This window comes from Actinomadura sp. NPDC000600 (genome assembly GCF_040492135.1).
In the GTDB taxonomy this organism is placed as follows: domain Bacteria; phylum Actinomycetota; class Actinomycetes; order Streptosporangiales; family Streptosporangiaceae; genus Spirillospora.
In genome coordinates this window covers 185,542-204,889 of the sequence record NZ_JBEUPD010000005.1, presented here as the reverse complement: position 1 = coordinate 204,889, position 19,348 = coordinate 185,542, and the positions used below count along the sequence as shown (strand labels likewise).

Annotated in this window: 16 protein-coding genes; 10 read left to right on the top strand and 6 right to left on the bottom strand. The window is 72.5% G+C overall.

The window, feature by feature from the left end; genetic code table 11:
* Positions 1 to 351: 351 nt before the first annotated feature.
* The 3 genes from ABWI07_RS09930 to ABWI07_RS09920 all read left to right on the top strand — a co-directional run bounded on the left by ABWI07_RS09930 (position 352) and on the right by ABWI07_RS09920 (position 3,081).
* Positions 352 to 960: a DUF1989 domain-containing protein gene (locus ABWI07_RS09930; RefSeq protein ID WP_353818299.1), complete on the top strand. Its 609-nt coding sequence runs from the start codon at positions 352 to 354 to the stop codon at positions 958 to 960.
* A gap of 89 nt (positions 961 to 1,049) precedes the next feature.
* Entirely contained in the window at positions 1,050 to 2,180 is a 1,131-nt protein-coding gene (locus tag ABWI07_RS09925) for an oxidoreductase (RefSeq protein WP_353818298.1), read from the top strand.
* Between the two features lie 34 nt (positions 2,181 to 2,214).
* Complete coding sequence (locus ABWI07_RS09920) at positions 2,215 to 3,081, top strand: polysaccharide deacetylase family protein (protein ID WP_353818297.1); 867 nt, start codon at positions 2,215 to 2,217, stop codon at positions 3,079 to 3,081.
* Positions 3,082 to 3,096: 15 nt separating this feature from the next.
* Here ABWI07_RS09920 and ABWI07_RS09915 read toward each other — a convergent pair whose 3' ends face one another.
* Positions 3,097 to 4,653, bottom strand: a complete 1,557-nt coding sequence (locus tag ABWI07_RS09915; RefSeq protein WP_149261341.1) for a PucR family transcriptional regulator — start codon at positions 4,651 to 4,653, stop codon at positions 3,097 to 3,099.
* A 155-nt stretch (positions 4,654 to 4,808) separates the two neighbouring features.
* Here ABWI07_RS09915 and ABWI07_RS09910 point away from each other — a divergent pair, with 155 nt between their 5' ends.
* The 3 genes from ABWI07_RS09910 to ABWI07_RS09900 all read left to right on the top strand — a co-directional run bounded on the left by ABWI07_RS09910 (position 4,809) and on the right by ABWI07_RS09900 (position 8,970).
* Positions 4,809 to 6,203 (top strand): cytosine permease, encoded by a 1,395-nt coding sequence (locus ABWI07_RS09910; RefSeq protein ID WP_353818296.1) that lies wholly within the window; start codon positions 4,809 to 4,811, stop codon positions 6,201 to 6,203.
* 339 nt (positions 6,204 to 6,542) lie between these two features.
* Complete coding sequence (locus ABWI07_RS09905) at positions 6,543 to 7,100, top strand: hypothetical protein (RefSeq protein WP_353818295.1); 558 nt, start codon at positions 6,543 to 6,545, stop codon at positions 7,098 to 7,100.
* Between the two features lie 142 nt (positions 7,101 to 7,242).
* Complete coding sequence (locus ABWI07_RS09900) at positions 7,243 to 8,970, top strand: serine/threonine-protein kinase (RefSeq protein ID WP_353818294.1); 1,728 nt, start codon at positions 7,243 to 7,245, stop codon at positions 8,968 to 8,970.
* Positions 8,971 to 8,997: 27 nt separating this feature from the next.
* Here the strand turns inward: ABWI07_RS09900 and ABWI07_RS09895 are convergent, their stop codons facing one another.
* Together ABWI07_RS09895 and ABWI07_RS09890 are read right to left on the bottom strand one after the other, a co-directional pair.
* Positions 8,998 to 10,542: an AMP-binding protein gene (locus tag ABWI07_RS09895; RefSeq protein ID WP_353818293.1), complete on the bottom strand. Its 1,545-nt coding sequence runs from the start codon at positions 10,540 to 10,542 to the stop codon at positions 8,998 to 9,000.
* 23 nt (positions 10,543 to 10,565) lie between these two features.
* Positions 10,566 to 11,480 (bottom strand): oxygenase MpaB family protein, encoded by a 915-nt coding sequence (locus ABWI07_RS09890; protein ID WP_353818292.1) that lies wholly within the window; start codon positions 11,478 to 11,480, stop codon positions 10,566 to 10,568.
* A 125-nt stretch (positions 11,481 to 11,605) separates the two neighbouring features.
* Between ABWI07_RS09890 and ABWI07_RS09885 the strand changes: the two genes are divergently transcribed.
* Positions 11,606 to 12,223: a TetR/AcrR family transcriptional regulator gene (locus ABWI07_RS09885; RefSeq protein ID WP_353818291.1), complete on the top strand. Its 618-nt coding sequence runs from the start codon at positions 11,606 to 11,608 to the stop codon at positions 12,221 to 12,223.
* Positions 12,224 to 12,247: 24 nt separating this feature from the next.
* On the opposite strand, the gene ABWI07_RS09880 is transcribed toward ABWI07_RS09885, so the two are convergent.
* The gene (locus tag ABWI07_RS09880) at positions 12,248 to 13,174 is read right to left on the bottom strand and encodes an NAD-dependent epimerase/dehydratase family protein (RefSeq protein WP_353818290.1); all 927 of its coding nucleotides are present in this window, start codon (positions 13,172 to 13,174) and stop codon (positions 12,248 to 12,250) included.
* Positions 13,175 to 13,292: 118 nt separating this feature from the next.
* On the opposite strand from ABWI07_RS09880, the gene ABWI07_RS09875 reads away from it, so the two are divergent.
* Positions 13,293 to 13,865 (top strand): cysteine hydrolase family protein, encoded by a 573-nt coding sequence (locus ABWI07_RS09875; RefSeq protein WP_235037042.1) that lies wholly within the window; start codon positions 13,293 to 13,295, stop codon positions 13,863 to 13,865.
* Positions 13,866 to 13,923: 58 nt separating this feature from the next.
* On the opposite strand, the gene ABWI07_RS09870 is transcribed toward ABWI07_RS09875, so the two are convergent.
* Positions 13,924 to 14,652 (bottom strand): hypothetical protein, encoded by a 729-nt coding sequence (locus ABWI07_RS09870; protein WP_353818289.1) that lies wholly within the window; start codon positions 14,650 to 14,652, stop codon positions 13,924 to 13,926.
* A gap of 226 nt (positions 14,653 to 14,878) precedes the next feature.
* Here ABWI07_RS09870 and ABWI07_RS09865 point away from each other — a divergent pair, with 226 nt between their 5' ends.
* A complete protein-coding gene (locus ABWI07_RS09865) occupies positions 14,879 to 16,447 on the top strand; it encodes a cellulose binding domain-containing protein (protein ID WP_353818288.1) in 1,569 nt (522 codons plus the stop codon).
* Positions 16,448 to 16,588: 141 nt separating this feature from the next.
* Entirely contained in the window at positions 16,589 to 17,023 is a 435-nt protein-coding gene (locus tag ABWI07_RS09860) for a Fur family transcriptional regulator (protein ID WP_149261333.1), read from the top strand.
* Positions 17,024 to 17,125: 102 nt separating this feature from the next.
* On the opposite strand, the gene katG is transcribed toward ABWI07_RS09860, so the two are convergent.
* Positions 17,126 to 19,339, bottom strand: a complete 2,214-nt coding sequence (katG, locus tag ABWI07_RS09855) for a catalase/peroxidase HPI (RefSeq protein ID WP_149261332.1) — start codon at positions 19,337 to 19,339, stop codon at positions 17,126 to 17,128.
* Between the last annotated feature and the right edge of the window lie 9 nt (positions 19,340 to 19,348).

Here is a 19,348-nt window from a genome sequence, read left to right as displayed (position 1 = left end):
CGCGAGTGCCTGCGGGAAGGCTACCGCCCATAACAGAGAGAAACGGACTTTTCGCCATGATCATCCACGCGCGGCCCGAATCGGCTCCGAGTAGGGGCGGCGCCGGACGGGCGGAACGCGCACCCGGACCCGACTCGTCGGTAACTCGACGCCGCCAGGCCTCCGGCAGTGACGGAGCGTCAACGTCAGGTCGCGCCTCGCCCGCGCGGGCGGGCCCCGTCTCTTCTCCGGCCGCCGAGCGGGCCGCGGGCCGCTCAGGCCGCACACCATGGATGAAAATCCAATATCCCCGTCTGGGACTAGATGTAGCTCCATAGAAAGCCCGGCCCGGTCGATGGTGTGCTTGCCCGCATGGTGACGACGGAACGGACGATGGTGCCCGCCGGAGAAGGCCGGGCGGTGCGGGTGGGCGCCGGGCGGCGGGTACGGGTGGTGGACGTCGAGGGCGGGCAGGTCGGCGACCTGTTCGCGTTCGCCGCGGACGATCCGCGCGAGCATCTGAGCGCCGCGCACACCCGGAGCGTGACGAGCCGGCTCTTCCCCCAGGTGGGCGAGTCGTTCGTCACCGACCGCCGGCGGCCGATCCTGGCGCTGGTGGACGACACCTCGCCGGGGTCGCACGACATGCTGATCGCCGCCTGCGACCCGGCGCGGTACGAGGCCCTCGGGGTGCCGGGCCACGCCTCGTGCGCGCGGAATCTGGAGTCGGCGCTGGCGGCGCTGGGGCCGGCCGGGACGGTACCGGCCGTCGCCGTCACCCCGCAGCCGGTCAACGTGTTCATGCGGATCCCGGTGGAGGAGTCCGGGCGGCTGCGGTGGCTGGCGGCCGAGAGCCGGCCGGGGGACGCGATCACTTTCGAGGCGCTCATGGACTGCGTGGTCGTGGTGTCGGCGTGCCCGCAGGACCTGAACCCCATCAACGGCGACGGACCGACCCCGCTGGCGATCGACGTCCTGTGAGGCGGACCGGCCCGGAGCCGGTCCGCGCACGCATTGAACAAGTGCACGCGATGAACAAGGTGCACGGCAGAACGAGAAGGAGAGCGAAGATGACCGTCACGACCGCGCATCCCGCGCTTGAGCCGGGACTCGTCGGCGGACTGCGGACGTCCAACCGGATGGCGGTGGCGCCGATGACGCGGGTGTCGGCCGCGCCGGACGGCACGCCCACGCCCGAGATCGCGGAGTACTACACGGAGTTCGCCCGCGGCGGCTTCGGGCTGATCATCACCGAGGGCGTCTACACCGACGCCGCCTACAGCCAGGGCTACCTCAACCAGCCGGGCCTGGTGTCGGAGCGCCACACGGCCGCCTGGCGCGAGGTCACCACCGGTGTGCACGAGGCCGGGGGCTCCATCGTGGCCCAGCTGATGCACGCTGGCGCGCTGTCGCAGGGCAACCCCTACCGCGACGACACCGCGGGGCCGTCGGCGGTCGTGCCGCAGGGGGTCAGGATGCCCGAGTACGGCGGGCACGGGCCGTGGCCGGCGCCGAAGGAGATGAGCACGGCCGACATCAAGGAGGCCGTGGACGGCTTCGTCGCCGCGGCGGTGAACGCCAGGCAGGCCGGGTTCGACGGTGTGGAGGTCCACGGGGCCAACGGCTACCTGCTGGACCAGTTCCTCACCGACTACACCAACCTGCGCGAGGACTCCTACGGCGGGACGGCGGCCGACCGGGTGCGCCTCATGGCGGAGGTCGTCGCGGCGATCCGCGCCGAGGTGGGGCCGGACTGGTGCGTCGGGGTCCGGGTGTCCCAGACCAAGGTGAACGACTTCCGGTACCGGTGGCCGGGCGGCGCCCACGACGCCGAGGTGATCTTCGCCGCGCTGACCGAGGCGGGCGCGACCTACCTGCACGTCGCGAGCGAGGGGCGGAACTGGCTCGACTCCGCGCAGCTGGAGCGGGGGCTCACCGTCACCGGCCTGGCCCGCCGGGTCAGCGGCCTGCCGGTGATCGCCAACGGCGGGATGCACGACCCGGAGCTGTCGGCGCAGGTCCTGGCGGACGGGCACGCCGACCTGGTGTCGATCGCCAGGGGCGCCCTGGTGCACCCCGACCTGCCGCGCCGCCTCGCCGAGGGCCGGGAGCCGGAGCGCTTCGACCATGCGATGCTGTCGCCGATGGTCACCCTGGACAACGTCCGGCGCTGGCGGCTGGCGGCCCGTGCGGACGCCTGATCCGGCGGGCGGAGACGGCGAGAGGGGCGGGGGCATGAGCGGAGGCTGGCACGGCGGGGCCGCCGCGGTGGTGGCGCTGGGCTTCGACGTGGACGCCGAGACGCCGGTCCTCGCCCAGGGCGGCCGGTACGCCGCGCACGCGAGCACCATGTCGCACCAGGCCTACGGGCCGGACGTGGGGCTGCCGCGCATCCTGGACCTGCTGGACGAGATGGAGGTCCCGGCGACGTTCTTCGTGCCGGGCTGGGTGGCCGAGCAGCGCCCGGGGCTGGCCGCCTCCGTCGTCGAGCGCGGTCACGAGGTGGCGCACCACTCCTACTCCCACCGCCCGCCCACCTCGCTGTCCCCGCGAGAGGAGCGCGCGGACTTCGAGCGCGCCCTGGAGGTGTTCGACCGGCAGGGCATCGAGATCGCCGGGCACCGGGCGGCGCTGTGGGAGGCGTCCTGGACGACGGCGGAACTGGTCGCCGAGCACGGGCTGCGCTACGACTCGTCCCTGATGGGCGACGACCGGCCGTACCGGGTGCCGACCGGGGCGGGCGAGATCGTCGAGCTGCCGGTGCACTGGTCGCTGGACGACTGGGAGCAGTACGCCTACCTGCCGGAGCCGCACGTCGGCGCGGTGATCGAGTCGCCGCGCAAGGTGCTGGAGCTGTGGCAGGCGGAGCTGGACGGCATGCGGCGGTACCGGTGCCTGTTCAACCTCTGCGTGCACCCGTTCCTGTCCGGGCGCCCGGGCCGGGCGCTGGCCCTGCGCCAGTTCATCGAGTACGCGCGGGAGTGCGGCGACGTGGCGTTCGCCCGCTGCCGGGACGTGGCGGAGGCGGCGTTCGCCGATCCGGACGTCCGGCCGCGCCCCCACCGTCCGCCGCGTGTGGACCCGGACGTCCACCCGCACTGACCGCCCGCCCGCCGGTCAGGCCATGTCGGCGGCCTGGAGTGCCAGGAAGAGGTCGACGCGGTCGGCGGTGCGGGAGGTGTCGCGGCCGGTCAGCTCGGCGATCTTGGCGAGCCGGTTCCGCAGCGTGTTGACGTGCACCCGGAGGGCGGCGGCGGTGGCCTGCCAGTGCCCGTCGTGGTCGAGGAAGGCGCGCAGCGTGGCCTCAAGCTCGCCGCCCCGCCTGGCGTCGTGCTCGCGGATGGGGGCGAGCACGCCGTCGGCGAGCGTCCGCAGGGCGGCGGCGTTCTGCGTCCCGAGCAGGAGCCGGTGGGGGCCGAGCTCGGCGAAGGTCCGGACGGCGGGCCCGGCGCCGCCGCGCCGCAGGGTCCGGCAGACCTCGCGCGCCCTGATGAGCGGTTCGCGCAGCGCCGCCGGCCCCCGGACGGTCCCGCCGAGCCCCACGACGGCTCGGCGGCCGGGGAACCGCTCCCCCACTGCGGCGGCGAGCCGCTCGGCGAGGGGCGCCGCCTCCCGCTCGCCGTGCCGCCACGACAGGACCGCCACCACGTCCTGCGATCCGGCCGCCACCACCACCGGGACGCCGGTGGCGGCGAAGAACTCGCCGACCACCTCCGCCAGCCCGGGCAGGGTGGCCTCCGGGCCCGCGAACGCCGTCGTCCACACCGCGAGCGGCCCGTCCGGGTCCACCCCGAAGGCGCGCAGCCGGCCGGGCACCTCGGCGTCGCGGCTGCCGCCCGACAGCACCATCTCCAGCAGCTCGCTGGCGAACCGCAGCTCGATCGCCTGCACGGCCTGCTGCTTGGCGACCTCCAGGCTGAGGAAGCGCGCCGCCTGGTCGAGCGCGTCCTGCTCGGCGCGGGTCAGCTCGCTCACCGGACGCAGGCAGATCAGCGCCGCGTCGACGTCGCCGACCGCCCCGACCAGGTACAGCGCGGCCCGTCCCGCGGGGCCGAGGTCCAGCTCCAGCGGCGGCGGCCGACGGGTCAGGCCGGTGGCGACCGTGTGGAGCTGGGCGGCGTCCAGGTCGGCGCCGGCCGAGGCGAGCAGCCGGCCCATCCGGTCGATGACGGCGAGCGGGAGCTCGTGGTCGCGGCGCAGCACCTGCAGCACGCCCGACGCGCCCGCGCCCCGGGAGATCGCCGTGGCCAGCGCGTCCCCGCGCCGCACCATGCCGACGAGCGCGCCCTGCCGCTCCTCGGTGTAGCGGGTGGCGACCGCCTCGGAGATCGCGGTGAACGGGACGTCCGCCGCGATCTCCAGCAGGGGCACCCCCGCGGCGCGGCAGGCGGTGACCAGCTCCCCCGGCGTGGTGCGGCGCTCCGGACGCAGGCCGAACACGATGCCCGCCGCCTGCGCCCGCTGGACGTTGGCGACGAACCCGGAGGCCTCGATCCGGTCGTCCCACAGGCCGTTGGTCAGCACCAGCTCGCGCCGCCGCACGTAGCCCGAGGGGTCGGGCAGCTCGGTGTTGTGGACCCAGGCGACCGGTTCCTCAAGGGCCCCCTCAGGGCCCGGGACCAGAACGGTGAGGCCGAGCGACTCGTCCTCCAGCAGGGACGCCAGCGTGAACACCCTGTGAACCTATCCAGCCATCGCGGTCAACGCTAGAGGTTTCTCTACTTCTGGACGGGACGGCGCGGTGCTTTGGTGTGCTGTACGTCACGGACGGAGGAACCATGTCCAGCAACCAATCCGCACACCAGAGCCTTTCAGCCGAACCGGTTCGCTTGGAAGAACCGGTCCGCTTCGACGAACACGGAATCGAGCCGATCCCGGCCTCCTCCCGCGACTCCACGCCGTGGCAGCAGTTCTGGATCTGGTGCGGGGCCAACATCGCACCGATCAACTGGGTGCTCGGAGCGCTGGGCATCACGCTCGGCCTCAGCCTGCTGGAGACCCTGGTGGTCGTCGCGCTCGGCAACCTGGTCGGCTGCGCGGTCTTCGGGCTGTTCAACGTCATCGGCCACCGCACCGGCGTCAACCAGATGGTGCTCGGCCGCGGGCCGTTCGGCCGGCGCGGCGCCATCGTCCCCGGCCTGGTGCAGGGGCTGCTGACCATGGGATGGGTCGGCGTCAACACCTGGGTGGTGCTGGACCTGGTGATCGAGATCCTCGCCCAGATGGGGGTGCACGGCGGCACCGGGCTCCGCTACCTGGTGGCCGGGCTCATCATGGCCGCCCAGCTCGTCCTGGCCCTCTACGGCTTCTACGCGATCCGCACGTTCGAGAAGTACACCGTCCCGGCGACGGTGCTGGTCATGGTCGTCATGACCGGGCTGGCCCTGGGGCAGGCGGACCTCCACTGGACGACCGCGCCCGCCACGACGCCGGGCGACAAGTTCACCGCCGTGACCCAGCTGCTCACCGCCATCGGCATCGGCTGGGGCATCAGCTGGCTGCCCTACTCCGCCGACTACAGCCGCTTCGTCCGCCCGCGGTCCTCGGACCGGTCGGTCTTCTGGTCCACCGCACTCGGGATGTACGTCCCCACCGTGTGGCTGGCCGCGCTCGGCGCGTGCCTGGCGAGCGCGGGCGACGGCGGCGACCCGTCCAGCCTGGTGACCGGCACGTTCGGCGTGATGGCCGTGCCCGTGCTGCTGCTGATCATGCACGGTCCCGTGGCGACCAACATCCTGAACCTGTACTCGTGCTCGCTCGCCGCGCTGTCGGTCGGCATCCGGGTCGCCCGGTGGAAGGTGACGCTGGTGGCCGGGGCGGTGGCGTCCGCGGTGCTGGCGGTCTTCCTTCATGCCAGTAGCTTCGCCCAGGCGTTCGACCACTGGATGGCGTCCATCCTGGTCTGGATCAGCCCGTGGGCGGCCATCGTCCTGGTGGACTTCTTCGTGCTGCGGCGCGGCCGGATCGACGTGGCCACCCTCTACCGGGACGGCGGCGCGAACGCCCGGGCCCTGGTCAGCCTGGCCCTGGGACTGGTGGCGGCGTGGGCGTGGCAGTTCGGCATGGTGCCCGCACTCCAGGGGCCGATCGCGCGGACGCTCGGGCACACCGACTTCTCCTGGCTCTCGGGCGGCCTGGTCGCGGGCGGGCTGTACTACGCGCTGGCCCGGCGCGCCCATCGGCAGGCGCCTCCCGCCCCCGCCCTGGCCGAGGAGGTCTCCTGACGGAGGTCTGAGGGGACCGCTCCTTTGGCCCCCGGTCCTGCACAGCCCACGGTGAGCCGCCGAGACCATCACGGTCGGCGGCTCACCGTGCGCATACCGTCGAAACCGACCCATCCTCGACGCGCCATCCATGTCTCCCGCACGCCAGGTTGTCGCATGGCGACCCGTCGGGGGCGGGAATGAACCAGGCGTCCCCGCTCGTGGAAATACCGCTCGCCCGCCTCTAAAATCGAACATATGATCGACTGAGCGGGAACCCTTCGAGCAGGGACCGGCGCGGACCCCCGGGCCGGCAGGACCTTCGACGTACAGGACCTTCGACGTAAGGCGGACATGCCGATGGCGTTCTCCCCCGAGGTGCTCCCAGCCGCCGTCCAGGCGCTCAGCGGCGCGCCGGCCCGTCACCACCCCGTCATCATGATCACTTGCGCCCCGGACGGGCGGCCCCGGGTCTGCGTCCCGGACTGGGGCGAACTCCGCGTCGTCGGCGACCGGCACCTGCGCGTGGCGGTCTGGCCCTCCGGCCCCACCGCGGCCGACCTGGACCGCGACCCGTCCGTCCTGCTGATCGTCACCGCCCTGTCCGAGGTCTACCTCGTCGACGCCGCGGCCCGCCGGCTGGAGAACGCCGCCATGGTGTGGGCGCACTACGAGCTCACGATCACCTCGGCGCGGACCGCCGACCGCGGCACCGTCCCGGCCTCGCCGTCCTTAAGGGACGACGCCCCGGAGGAGTACCTGACCCAGCGCCCGCCGAGGGCGGCTTCCGCGTTCGGAGGAAACACCGTCGCGCGCCGACCCCGCCATCACCAGCCACCCCAGCGATCACCGTGGGCCCGCCCTCCGGAGCCCGAGCCGAAGACCCCCCACCGCCGCACCGAACGCGCACACCCCTAGGCAGGAGCGGCGGACGGAACGTCCGATCAGCGGCGGACCGCATCGCCGCTGATGATCAGCAGACCGCCGGAGCCCTCGGTGGAGGCGATCTCCACGGAAGCCCGCACCCCTGGGGATGCGCGGGACTAGTCTGCTGATCTTGATGACACATCCCATCGGACAGGCCGAGATGGAACTGGGGGGCCGGTACCGCCTGGAGGCGCTCATCGGCCGCGGCGGCATGGGCGAGGTCTGGCGCGGATCCGACCGGCGCCTGCGCCGCCCGGTGGCCGTGAAGATCCTTTCGCTGGACGCGGGGACGGACGGGACCGCGGTGGCGCGGCTGCGGCGCGAGGCCGAGACGGCGGGAACGCTGCAGCATCCGGCCGTCACCGTCGTGTTCGACATCGGCGAGCAGCCCCACCCCGGCGTTCCCGGCGGGCACCTGGTCTACCTGGTGATGGAGCTGCTGGAGGGCCGCGACCTGCGCACCGTCCTCGGCGTCGCGCCCGGCGGCCTGCCGGTTCCGCAGGCGGTGTCGCTGGCCGCGCAGGTCGCCGAGGGGCTGGCCATCGCGCACGCGCGCGGCGTGGTGCACCGCGACGTCAAACCGGCGAACCTGTTCGTCCTGCCGGACGGCCGCGTGAAGATCTGCGACTTCGGCATCGCGTGGCTGGCCGACACCACCACCCGGCTGACCGTCGACGGCGGCACTATCGGCACGCCCCGGTACATGGCGCCCGAGCAGTTCGGCGGGGCGGTCGGCCCGCGCACCGACCTGTACTCGCTGGGCTGCGTCCTGTACGAGCTGCTGACCGGTGCGCCGCCGTTCACCGGCGGGGGCGGCATGGCGCAGCTGATGTACCAGCATCTGAACGCCGTGCCCGCGCCCCTGCCCGGCTCGGTGCCCGCGGAGCTGCGCGCGCTGGTCGCCGACCTGCTCGCCAAGGATCCGGAGGCCCGCCCGGCCGACGCCGCGACGGTCGCGCGGCGGCTGCGCGCGGTCGGCGCCGAGCCCGGAGGACCGCCGCCGATGCCCCCGATGCCGCCTGGAACGGGGACGGGAACGGCTGCGCCGGTGACGCGGGTCTCCGTGCCCGACGAGGCGACCCGGACCGACGGCGGGCGGCGCCCCGGGGGCAGAGGCCTCAAGGCAGCGGCGGCGGTCGGGGCCGCGGCGCTGGTCGCGGTGGCGGGCACCGCGTTCGCGGTCGCCTCCAACGGCGGCTCGGACCCGTCCCCACCGCCTCGTTCCAGCACCCCGTCCACTCCGAGCGGCACCGCGACCACCCCGACGAACGATGGCTGGCAGGTGGTCGTGTCGAAGGAGCGAGGGGTGGCCTACGAGGTGCCGTCCACCTGGACGGCGGGGTCCTCCGGCTACGAGATGGCGTACTTCGACGCGGCGGAGCAGCCGATCATCGGGGCGGCGAGCATCGCCTACATCAAGCAGGAGAACGGGGACGGGAACGGCTGCTACCTCGCCCTCGCCGGCGTGCGCGGTGGCACGGGCGGGATCGTCGGCGCCGCGCGGGGCCAGGCCGGCGCGCTGGCCCGGGAGGCCGAGAAGCAGGCGCGCCAATGGGCCCGGGGCGCGTTCAGCGTGCGGGGCAGGCCCCCGGTCCTGGACGCGGGCGCGCACCGGACCCTCGCCCTCGCGGGAGGCGTCCAGGCCCAGCTCCACTCGTTCACGGTCCGGTCGGTGGCCGGCGCGACCGAGTGCAACGCCGCCAGAGGCGGGGCCCGCGTCCACGTCCTGACGGCCGCATCGCGGGTCCCCGGGCGCAACGGCGGACCGTTCGCGTTCTCCGTCCTCACCGGCCCGGGCATCAAGTTCGCCGACCAGGACGTGGTCGAGAGGATCCTCCGCAGCGTCCGGCCGCTGGCGTAGCGGCCGTCGCCGTGGCGTGCGACGGGGTCAGGTGAGGTTGGAGGGACGGGACTCCCAGTAGGGGGCGCGCAGTTGGCGTTTCAGGGTCTTGCCCGAGGGGTTGCGCGGGATCTCGTCGAGCCGGTCGAAGCCCCTGGGGGTCTTGTAGGCGGCCAGGTGCTCCCGGCAGAAGTCGCGGAGCTGGTCGTCGGTGACGGTGCCGTCCTTCGCCAGGACGATGGCGGCGTGGACGGACTCGCCCCACTCGTCGGACGGGACGCCGAACACGGCCGCGTCGGCCACCGCCGGGTGGGCGGTGAGGACGGCCTCGATCTCGGCCGGGTAGATGTTCATGCCGCCCGAGATGATCATGTCGGTGCGGCGGTCGCAGATGTAGTAGAAGCCCTCCTCGTCGCGGTAGGCGATGTCGCCCACGGTCAGCCAGTCCCCGAGGCTCGCGTCCCGGAACTTGCCCTCGGCCTTGTAGTAGGCGTTGAAGGTGCCGGCGCCGCGCACGTAGAGGTCGCCGGGCACGTGCGGCTCCTCGACGGGGCGGCCGTCCTCGCCGAAGAGCGCGATCTCGACGCCGGGGGCGGCGCGGCCGCAGCTGCCGGGCTTGCGCATCTGGTCCTCGGGGCGGAGCACGGTGTCCACGCCCAGCTCCGTGGACCCGTACACCTCGAACAGGGAGTCCTCGCCGATCCTGTCGACGTACCGGCGCTTGAGCTCGAAGGGCCACGGGGCGGCATTGGCGATCATGCGGCGCAGCGAGGAGAGGTCCCGGCGGCGGATCGTCTCCTCCGGCAGGTCCACCACCCGGCGGATCGGGGTCGGCGCGGAGAAAGTGGTGGTCACCCGGTACCGCTCGACGAGGTCCAGCCAGAGTTCGGGGTCGAAGTCGCGCATCACGACCACGGTCCCGCCCATGAGCTGGACGATGAGCATGAAGCTCATCGGGCCCGAGTGGTAGAGCGGGCCGGTCGTGAGGTAGACGTCGCCGGGCTCGAAGCCGATCTCGCCGACCAGCCCGAGCACCAGGGCCGGGTCGGGCTCGCCGCGCACGACGCCTTTGGGCTTGCCGGTCGTCCCGGACGTGTAGAACATCGAGGTGCCGGCCGCCGGGTCGGCGCCGCGGGCGACGGGCTCGGTGTCCGGGCTCCGCTCGGCCAGGGCGTCGAGCGAGGAGGCCCAGCCCGGTGGTTCGGAGCCCCACGCGAGCCAGGCGCGGACGCCGGTCGCGCGGTCGTGCGCCGCTTCCAGCTGGGGCGCCTGCTCCGCGTCGAACACGACCAGCGCGGCGTCGGCGTTCTCGACGACGTAGGACGTCTCCTCCGGGGTGAGGCGGTAGTTCAGCGGGACGCCGACGGCCCCGCACTTGCGCAGGGCCGAGATCAGCACGACGACCTCGGTGCTGTTGCGGCCGCACCACACGACCTTCGTGCCGGCCCGGACGCCGTGCTCGACCAGCAGGTTGGCGTACCGGTTCACCAGCGCGTTGAACTCGGCGTAGGTCAGGCGGCGCTCGTCCTCGACGACCGCGGTCTTCGCGGGGGCGGCGGCGGCCATCGCCGCGAGCGGGTCTTCGGCGGGCATGGTGATCGACCTCCTGCGGTGCTTCACATGGGCCGGTGCGCCAGGGCGCGCTCCAGCCGCTCCTGGGCGCGGGCCGCCTGCCGGGCGCGGTAGGCAATCGGCATGTAGCGGACCCGCTCGGGCAGCAGCGGCGTGCCACGCCCGATGATCTGCCCGGCCAGGCGCAGCCTGCGCTCGTCCGCCGCGGTCCACCGCAGGCCGAGCTTCTCGCGCGCCGGCGCCGGGAGGGTACCGACCGTGATCAGTCGTCCGAGCCGCCCGACGGCCGTGCTCAGCGGGGCGACCGCCGGACGCAGCGGCCCCGGCACGTTCGGCGGCACCTGGTCCATCTGCGCGAGCACCTCGTGTGCGACCTTGTGGGGGACGAGAGTGTTGGCCACCATGTCGTCGAAGTAGGCCCAGTAGTCGGGGATGCTCTCGGGCAGCATCCGCTCGGGCACCCGGAGGATCCTGCCCAGTTGGAGGAACTCCTCAAAGATCTGCTGTTCCTCGTCCGGGGTCAAGGGGGCGGCGGCGAAGTACTCGGCGGCGGTGACGGCGGCGTAGAAGCCGGTGAGGTGCACCCACGCCCACGGCTCGGCCGACAGCGCGTGGTGGCGCCGCCCTTCCTCGTCGACGGCGCTGAGCGGCTTGTGCATCTCGCGGAGCCGCTTGCCCTCCTCGATGGCGGTGCGCCCGCCGTAGACCCAGGTCTGCACCGAGGCGAAGCTGCGCGCGGCACGGCCGAGGGGGTCGGTGCGGAAGCTCGACAGCCGGTCGACCACGGTCCCGATCGCCGGGTGCATCACCTGGAGGATGAACACGCTGTTGCCCGCGATCGCCGAGGTGTAGAGCCCCATCTGCTCCCACAGCAGCGAACCGGGCCCGAACGGGGCCGGCTCGCCGGGGCGCTCCCGCTCGGCCGGCGGGTTCACGGGCGTCCAATCGGTCACCGTCATGCCGCGACCTCCTGACGAAGCGACTCCTGCCGCCGGCGGACGACCCGGCCGCCGGCGGGGCGGCTCCGGTAAGCTAAACGCGAATAAGCAGTCGCTTACAAGTCGCGTTTCGGAGGGATCGGCCGGTGGCGCGCTCACCTGGGCTCTCACCCCGCAGGACCCCCTCCCAGGACCGTTCGCGCCGCACGGTCGAGAGGATCCTGGAGGCCGCCACTCGCGTTCTGTCCGAGCGCGGGTACGACGGCGCCTCCACCAACCGCATCGCCAAGGCCGCAGGCGTCGGCAACGGGTCGCTGTACCAGTACTTCCCCAACAAGGACGCGATCGTCATCGCCGTCCTGGACCGCTTCGCGGACCGCCTCGCCGACCGGCTCGGCGCGGAGATCGAGGCCACGATGCGGCTGCCGTGGCAGGAGGCCGGGCGCGCGCTCCTGGACGTCCAGATCCGGCTGTTCGAGGAGAACGCCGACCTCCTGCGCATCGTCGTCGAGCAGGTGCCGCGGCTCGGCCCGTTCGACAAGCTCGCGGCCCTCCAGCGGCGGCTGACCGACCTGGTCCGCGTCTACCTCCTGCTCAACCGCGCGGAGTTCCGGGAGGACCTCGACATCGACGCCACGCTGTGGGTCATCACCGAGACCGTGGGGCTGCTGTCGATCAAGTACGTCCTGGACCGGCCGCCCATCCCGCACGAGCGGATGGTGGACGAGCTCGCCGACCTCGTCATCGGCTACATCCGCGGCTGATCCCGGGCGCGACCGGCCCCGCGGCTACGCGCCGACCGCGGCGCGGAACCCCTCCCGCCAGCTCGGGTAGCGCGGCTCCCAGCCGAGCTCCTTCTTCGCCTTCTCGTTCGAGACGCCCCGCGCGCTGGTCATCTTGGACACGATGAACTCGCCGGCGAGCAGGCGCCCGAGCCAGGCCGGCACCCGCATCGGCGGCTTCGCGCCCGCCACCTCGGCGAGGTAGGGCAGCCACTCCGCGACCGGCGCCGGGTCGTCGTCGGCGATGTTGTAGGCCCCCGGCGCGCCGCCCTCGATCGCCGCGAGCGTCGCGGACGCGGCGTCGGCGGTGTCGATGAACGACCAGACCCCCTCGCCACCGCCGACCACCGGCATCTGACGCTTCCGCACCATCTCCACCATGGAGTCCGAGGCGCCGGGCCCGTAGAAGGTGCCGTACCGCAGCACGATCCCCTCCGGCGACCTGAGCCGCACGGTCTCGTCCACGTACTTGATCGCCGCCACCGTCCGCGCGGCGGACGGGACGGGCCGCGTCTCGACCTCGTCGTCCTCGCTCTTCACCGGGCCGCCGGAGTGCGCGTACAGGAAGTTGTGGCCCTGCGCGACGACCCTGCGGACGCCCGCGGCCTCCGCGGCCTCCAGCAGGTTGTCGGTGCCCCGGGTCCGGAGCTCGTTGGTCGCGGCGAACTCCCGGTCGACCTTGCGCAGGCTCCCCATGTCCGCCAGCGCCGTCATCTGGTGGACGATCACGTCCGGCGCCGCGGCCCGCACCGCCGCGACCACGGCGTCGCGGTCCAGTCCGTCCAGGACGACCGCCTCCGCGCCCGTCCCGCGCAGGGCCGCCGCCTTGACGGGCGTCCTGGTGGTGGCGGTGACCTCGTGGCCCGCGGCGAGCAGTCCGGGGACGAGGTGGCGTCCCAGTGCCCCGGTGGCCCCCGTGACGAAAACTCGCATGCTCTTGTTCCTTCCCTTATGTGCTCCTCCCCTGAAGACGACCCGTCCATACGGGTCTGTGACATCCCCGCGCCGCCTTTTTCGTGGTCGAAGGGCGGGCGGACGCGCGGAAGAGGTGATGATTGCGGCCACCCTGACCGGGCAGGGCACGGCCGTGAGCACGAGCGCACTGGTCGTCATCGACATGCTGAACCCGTACGAGCACGAGGACGCGGACGCGTTGATCGAGAGCGTGCAGGAGGTGGTGGACCCCCTGCAGGGGCTGCTGGAGAAGGCCAGACGCCGGGACGACGTGCGCGTCCTGTACGTCAACGACAACTACGGCGACTTCTCGGCCGACCGGAAGGACCTCATCGACCGCGCGTTGAAGGGGCGGCGGCCCGACCTGATCGAGCCCATCGTCCCGGAGCCCGGCTGCGGGTTCATGTCCAAGGTCAGGCACAGCGCCTTCTACGGCACCGCGCTGGAGTACCTGCTGTCCCGCGAGAAGGTGGAGCAGGTCGTGCTCACCGGCCAGGTCACCGAGCAGTGCATCCTCTACAGCGCCCTGGACGCCTACGTCCGGCACTTCCGGCTCAGGGTGGTCGAGGACGCGGTCGCGCACATCGACGCGGACCTCGGCGACGCCGCGCTGCGCATGATGGAGTCGAACATGCGCGCCGAACTCGTCACCGCCGACCGCTGCTTCTGAGGCCCGGTACGCGGAACGCCCCGCCGTACGGGCGGGGCGTTCGCGCTTTGGAGCCGGGTCAGCGGACGTCGACGAAGTCGTCCAGGGACTTCTGGCGGTCGAAGTTGCTCGTGCCGGGGAAGTAGGCGCGCCAGTAGCCGTCCCGCTTGGCCGTGAACGCCTTGCGGAAGCCGCCGTCGCGGGCGGTCTTCGTCGACCCCATGTAGGCCCAGGACGCGGAGCCCTTGGGACGGAAGTAGACGCGGATCGTCTTGCCCGGGTACGAGGTGTAGCCGAGGGTGTTGTCGGCGAGCCGCTTCAGCCGGCCGGAAACGGTGATCGGGCGGCCCTTGCGCACGGGCTCCGGCGCCGCGTTGTAACTCTGGATCTTCGTGTCGTACTTCTCGTACCAGTAGTCCTCACGGCTTCCCAGGGCCTTGCCGCTCCTGTTGTAGGCGATGACCCGGACGCGCCATTTCCCGAGGTCCTCCACCTGGCTGGGGCAACCGACGCCCCAGCCGACCTGATATCCGGGCAGGACGCGCTTGTAGACCACGGCCGAGGGGGTCCGCCCGTTGGGGTCGATCAGGTAGGCCTTGGAGTAGGCGACCGTGGAGCCTTCGGTGCCCCACACCCAGACGTCCATGGCGCAGGCCTTGTTGTATTCCCCCTTTGATACGGAGAGGTGCTTCGGCACCTTGATGTGGAACTGCAGCGACTCGGCTTCCGCGGCGGTGGCGCCGGCGGCGGTGAGCACACCGGCGGCCAGGCCCAGCGCGACGGCGCCGGAAACGATTCTGGGAGGCATCGACGTACCGTCCTGTCCTGTTCTGAGACGCGGACGATCATGCCAGTGACTTCTGACATTCTCCATGGGATTTGCCGGACGGCGCGTTCCAGGGGCTTGCGGAGCGGCGGACCGATGGTTACGGTGCAGTCGGATTTTATAGGAAAGTTTCCTATCAGATCACCGCACGACCGACTCGGGGCTCGGGGGATTCCCGCTCGTCCACGTCTCCTTCCCGGGAGTGACATTGCGAAGAAGAAGGCTTCTCCCCGGTTTCCTGCTCACCGCCCTCTGCTCCCTCGTCCTCGCCCTGCTCGTCCCCGTCCAGGCCGGCGCCGCCGCCTCGGTGACGGCGACCTTCACCAAGGCCTCCGACTGGGGCTCGGGGTACGAGGCCAGGTACACGATCAAGAACGAGACCGCCTCCGCCGTCAGCGGCTGGAAGGTCGAGTTCGACCTGCCGTCCGGCTCCTCCGTCGGGACCTACTGGGACGCGCTCCTCACCACGTCCGGGCAGCACGCCGCGTTCGCCGACCGCGAGTACAACGGCAGCGTGGCCGCCGGGGCGAGCGTCTCGTTCGGCTTCATCGTCAACGGGGCGGGGACGCCGCAGAACTGCACCGTCAACGGCGCCTCCTGCACGGGCGGCGGCACGCCTCCGCCCGGCACGCCCTCCGTGCCCGGCGCGCCGACCGTGACGGCCAGGACCGACACCTCGCTGACGCTGTCGTGGCCGGCCTCCTCCGGCACCGTCACCGGCTACCGCGTCTACGAGGGCACCGCCGTCAAGGCCACCGCCACCGGGACCGGCGCCACCGTCGGCGGGCTGACCGCCTGCTCGGAGCACACCTACACGGTGAAGGCGTACAACACCGCGGGCGAGTCCGCGGCGAGCGGCCCGGTCACGGCCGCCACGACCGGCTGCACGGAGCCGCCGCCCGCGAGCCGGCGCGCCGCGCCCTACCTGTACATGGGCTGGGGCGACCCGCCGAGCCCGTCCACCGTCATGAGCGCCACCGGGATCAAGTGGTTCACGATGGCGTTCATCCTCTCCAGCGGCGGCTGCAACCCCGGATGGGACGGGCAGCGCCCGCTCAAGGGCGGCGTGGACGAGCAGGCGATCGCGCAGATCCGCGCGGCCGGCGGCGACGTGCTGCCGTCCGTCGGCGGCTGGTCGGGCAACAAGCTCGGCCCGAACTGCTCCACGCCCGAGGCGCTGGCCGGCGCGTACCAGAAGGTCATCGACGCCCACGGGCTCAAGGCCGTCGACATCGACATCGAGAACAGCGACGAGTTCGAGAACGCGGCGGTCCAGGACCGCATCCTCGGCGCCCTGAAGATCCTCAAGCGCAACAACCCCGGCCTGCAGACGATCCTGACGTTCGGCACGACCACCACCGGGCCGAACTACTGGGGCAAGCGGCTCATCGGCCAGGCCGCGGCGCTGCAGGCGGACGTGGACGTGTTCACGATCATGCCGTTCGACTTCGGCGGCGGCGCGGACATGTACGGCAGCACCGTCAACGCGTCCGAGGGGCTCAAGGCGGAGCTGAAGTCGGCGTTCGGCTGGTCGGACGCCACCGCCTACTCGCACATGGGGATCTCCGGCATGAACGGCCTGTCCGACCAGCAGGAGCCGACCTCGACCGCGACCTGGACGAAGATCCGCGACTGGGCGAAGTCCAAGGGCCTGGCCAGGCTGGCGTTCTGGTCGGTCAACCGGGACCGGCCCTGCCCGGGCGGCGGCGTGGCCGAGAACTGCAGCGGCACCGACCAGCAGCCCTGGGAGTTCACCAAGATCACCGCCGGTTTCTGACCGGCCCCCCGGCGGCCCGCGTCCCGGCTCGGGGCGCGGGCCGTGCCCGCTTCCGGCCGCGCCCGCGTCGCGGCCGCCCGGCTAGACTTGCCTCATTTGTTGACTTAAGTGAATCGCGTTTGTGAGGGAAGGTTCGGCGCCATGACCGCGTCCCAGACCCCGTCCACCGCCGAGGATCTGCGCGGTGCCGGCCTGCGGGTGACGGCCGCCCGCGTGGCCCTGCTGGACACCGTCCGGGCGGGCGACCACCTCGGCGTCGAGGCTCTGGCCGAGGGCGTGCGCGACCGCGTGGGCCACATCTCCTTGCAGGCGGTGTACGAGGCGCTCCACGCGCTCACCGCGGCGGGGCTGGTCCGGCGGATCGAACCGGCCGGGAGCCCGGCCCGGTTCGAGGGGCGCGTCGGCGACAACCACCACCACCTGGTGTGCCGCGCCTGCGGCGCGATCAGGGACGTCGACTGCGCCGTGGGGCACCCGCCCTGCCTCGACCCGGTGGACGACGCCGGATACCTGGTCGACGAGGCCGACGTCACGTTCTGGGGCCTGTGCCCGGCGTGCCGGACGGACGCCGGCTGACCCGGCCGCACCCGGAGCCCGCCCCCCGCGTCCCGCGTCCTCGCGAACGGCCCGAAAAGCGTCCGGGCCGGCCGCCGCGGCGGCCGGCCCGGACGTTTCCGATCAGGTGAGGTCGTACCGGTCCAGGTTCATGACCTTGTCCCACGCGGCGACGAAGTCCTGGACGAACTTCTCGCCCGCGTCGTCGCTCGCGTAGACCTCCGCGACGGCGCGCAGCTCGGAGTTCGCGCCGAAGACGAGGTCGGCGCGGCTCCCGGTCCACTTGAGCTCGCCCGAGGCGTCGCGGCCCTCGAACGTCTCGGAGGTCGCGGAGTCCTCGCCCGTCGCCTTCCACACCGTGCCCATGTCGAGCAGGTTGACGAAGAAGTCGTTGGTCAGCGACCCCGGGGTGTCGGTGAGGACGCCGAGCGACGACCCGTCGTAGGTGGCCCCGATGGCGCGCAGGCCGCCGACGAGGACGGTCATCTCGGGCGCCGTCAGCGTGAGCAGGTTCGCCCTGTCGATCAGGAGGAACTCGCCCGGCAGGATGTTGCCCTTCTGGAGGAAGTTGCGGAAGCCGTCGTGCGTCGGCTCCATCACCTCGAAGGACTCGACGTCGGTCTCCTCCTGGGAGGCGTCGGTGCGGCCCGGAGTGAAGGGCACCTCGACGTCGTACCCGGCGGCCTTGGCGGCCTGCTCGACCCCGGCGCACCCGCCGAGCACGATCAGGTCGGCGATGGAGACGCGCTTGCCGCCGGTCTGCTCGGCGTTGAACGCCTCCTGGACCTGCTCCAGCGTGCGCAGCACCTGCCGCAGCTCGTCGGGGTTGTTGACCTCCCAGCTGCGCTGCGGCTCCAGCCGGATGCGGGCGCCGTTGGCGCCGCCGCGCTTGTCGGTGCCCCGGAACGAGGCGGCCGACGCCCACGCGGTGGTGACGAGCTGCGAGACCGACAGCCCGGAGTCCAGCAGCCTGCGCTTGAGCTCCGCCACGTCCTCGGCGCCGACGAGCTCGTGGTCCACCGCCGGGACCGGGTCCTGCCAGATCAGCGTCTCGGACGGGATCTCCGGGCCGAGGTAGCGCGTGACCGGGCCCATGTCGCGGTGGGTCAGCTTGAACCACGCGCGGGCGAACGCGTCGGCGAACTCGTCCGGGTTCTCCATGAAGCGCCGCGAGATCGGCTCGTAGATCGGGTCGAAGCGCAGCGAGAGGTCGGTCGTCAGCATCATCGGCTGGCGGTTCAGCGTGCCGTCCTCGGGGTCGGGGACGGTGTCGGCCCCCGCGCCGTTCTTCGGCCGCCACTGGTTCGCCCCGGCGGGGCTCTTGGTCAGCTCCCACTCGTAGCCGAAGAGGACCTCGAAGAAGGTGTTGTCCCACTTGGTCGGGGTCGGCGTCCAGGTGACCTCCAGGCCGCTGGTGTAGGAGTCGCGGCCCTTGCCGGTGCCGTGCGTGCCCTTCCAGCCGAGGCCCATGTCCTCCAGCGGGGCGGCCTCGGGCTCGACGCCGATGCTGTCGGCCGGGGCCGCGCCGTGCGTCTTGCCGAAGGTGTGGCCGCCGGCGATCAGCGCGACGGTCTCCTCGTCGTTCATCGCCATGCGGGCGAACGTCTCGCGGATGTCGCGCGCCGCGGCGACCGGGTCCGGGTTGCCGTTCGGGCCCTCCGGGTTGACGTAGATGAGGCCCATCTGCACCGCGGCCAGGGGCTTCTCCAGCTCGCGCTCGCCGCTGTAGCGCTCGTCGTCGAGCCAGGCGGTCTCGGGGCCCCAGAAGACGTCCTCCTCGGCCTCCCAGGCGTCCCGGCGTCCGCCGGCGAAGCCGAAGGTCTTCAGGCCCATCGTCTCCAGGGCGACGTTGCCGGCCAGGATCATCAGGTCGGCCCACGAGATCTTGCGGCCGTACTTCTTCTTGACCGGCCAGAGCACGCGGCGGGCCTTGTCGAGGCTCGCGTTGTCCGGCCAGCTGTTGAGCGGCGCGAAGCGCTGCTGGCCCGCGCCGGCGCCGCCGCGGCCGTCGCTGACGCGGTAGGTGCCCGCGCTGTGCCACGCCATGCGGATGATCAGCGGCCCGTAGTTGCCGAAGTCGGCGGGCCACCAGTCCTGCGAGTCCGTGAGCACGCGCGCGATGTCCTGCTTCACGGCGGGGAGGTCGAGGCTCTCGAACGCCTCGGCGTAGTTGAAGTCCTCACCCAGCGGGTTCGTCATGGGCGGGTTCTTGGCGAGCAGCTTCAGGTTGAGGCGTTCCGGCCACCAGCGGTTGTTGCCGCCACCCTGGGTCGGGTGGGCGGCGCGCTCGTGGGCGACCGGGCAACCGCCTGCGGCGGCTTCGTTGTTCTCAGACATGTGATTCCT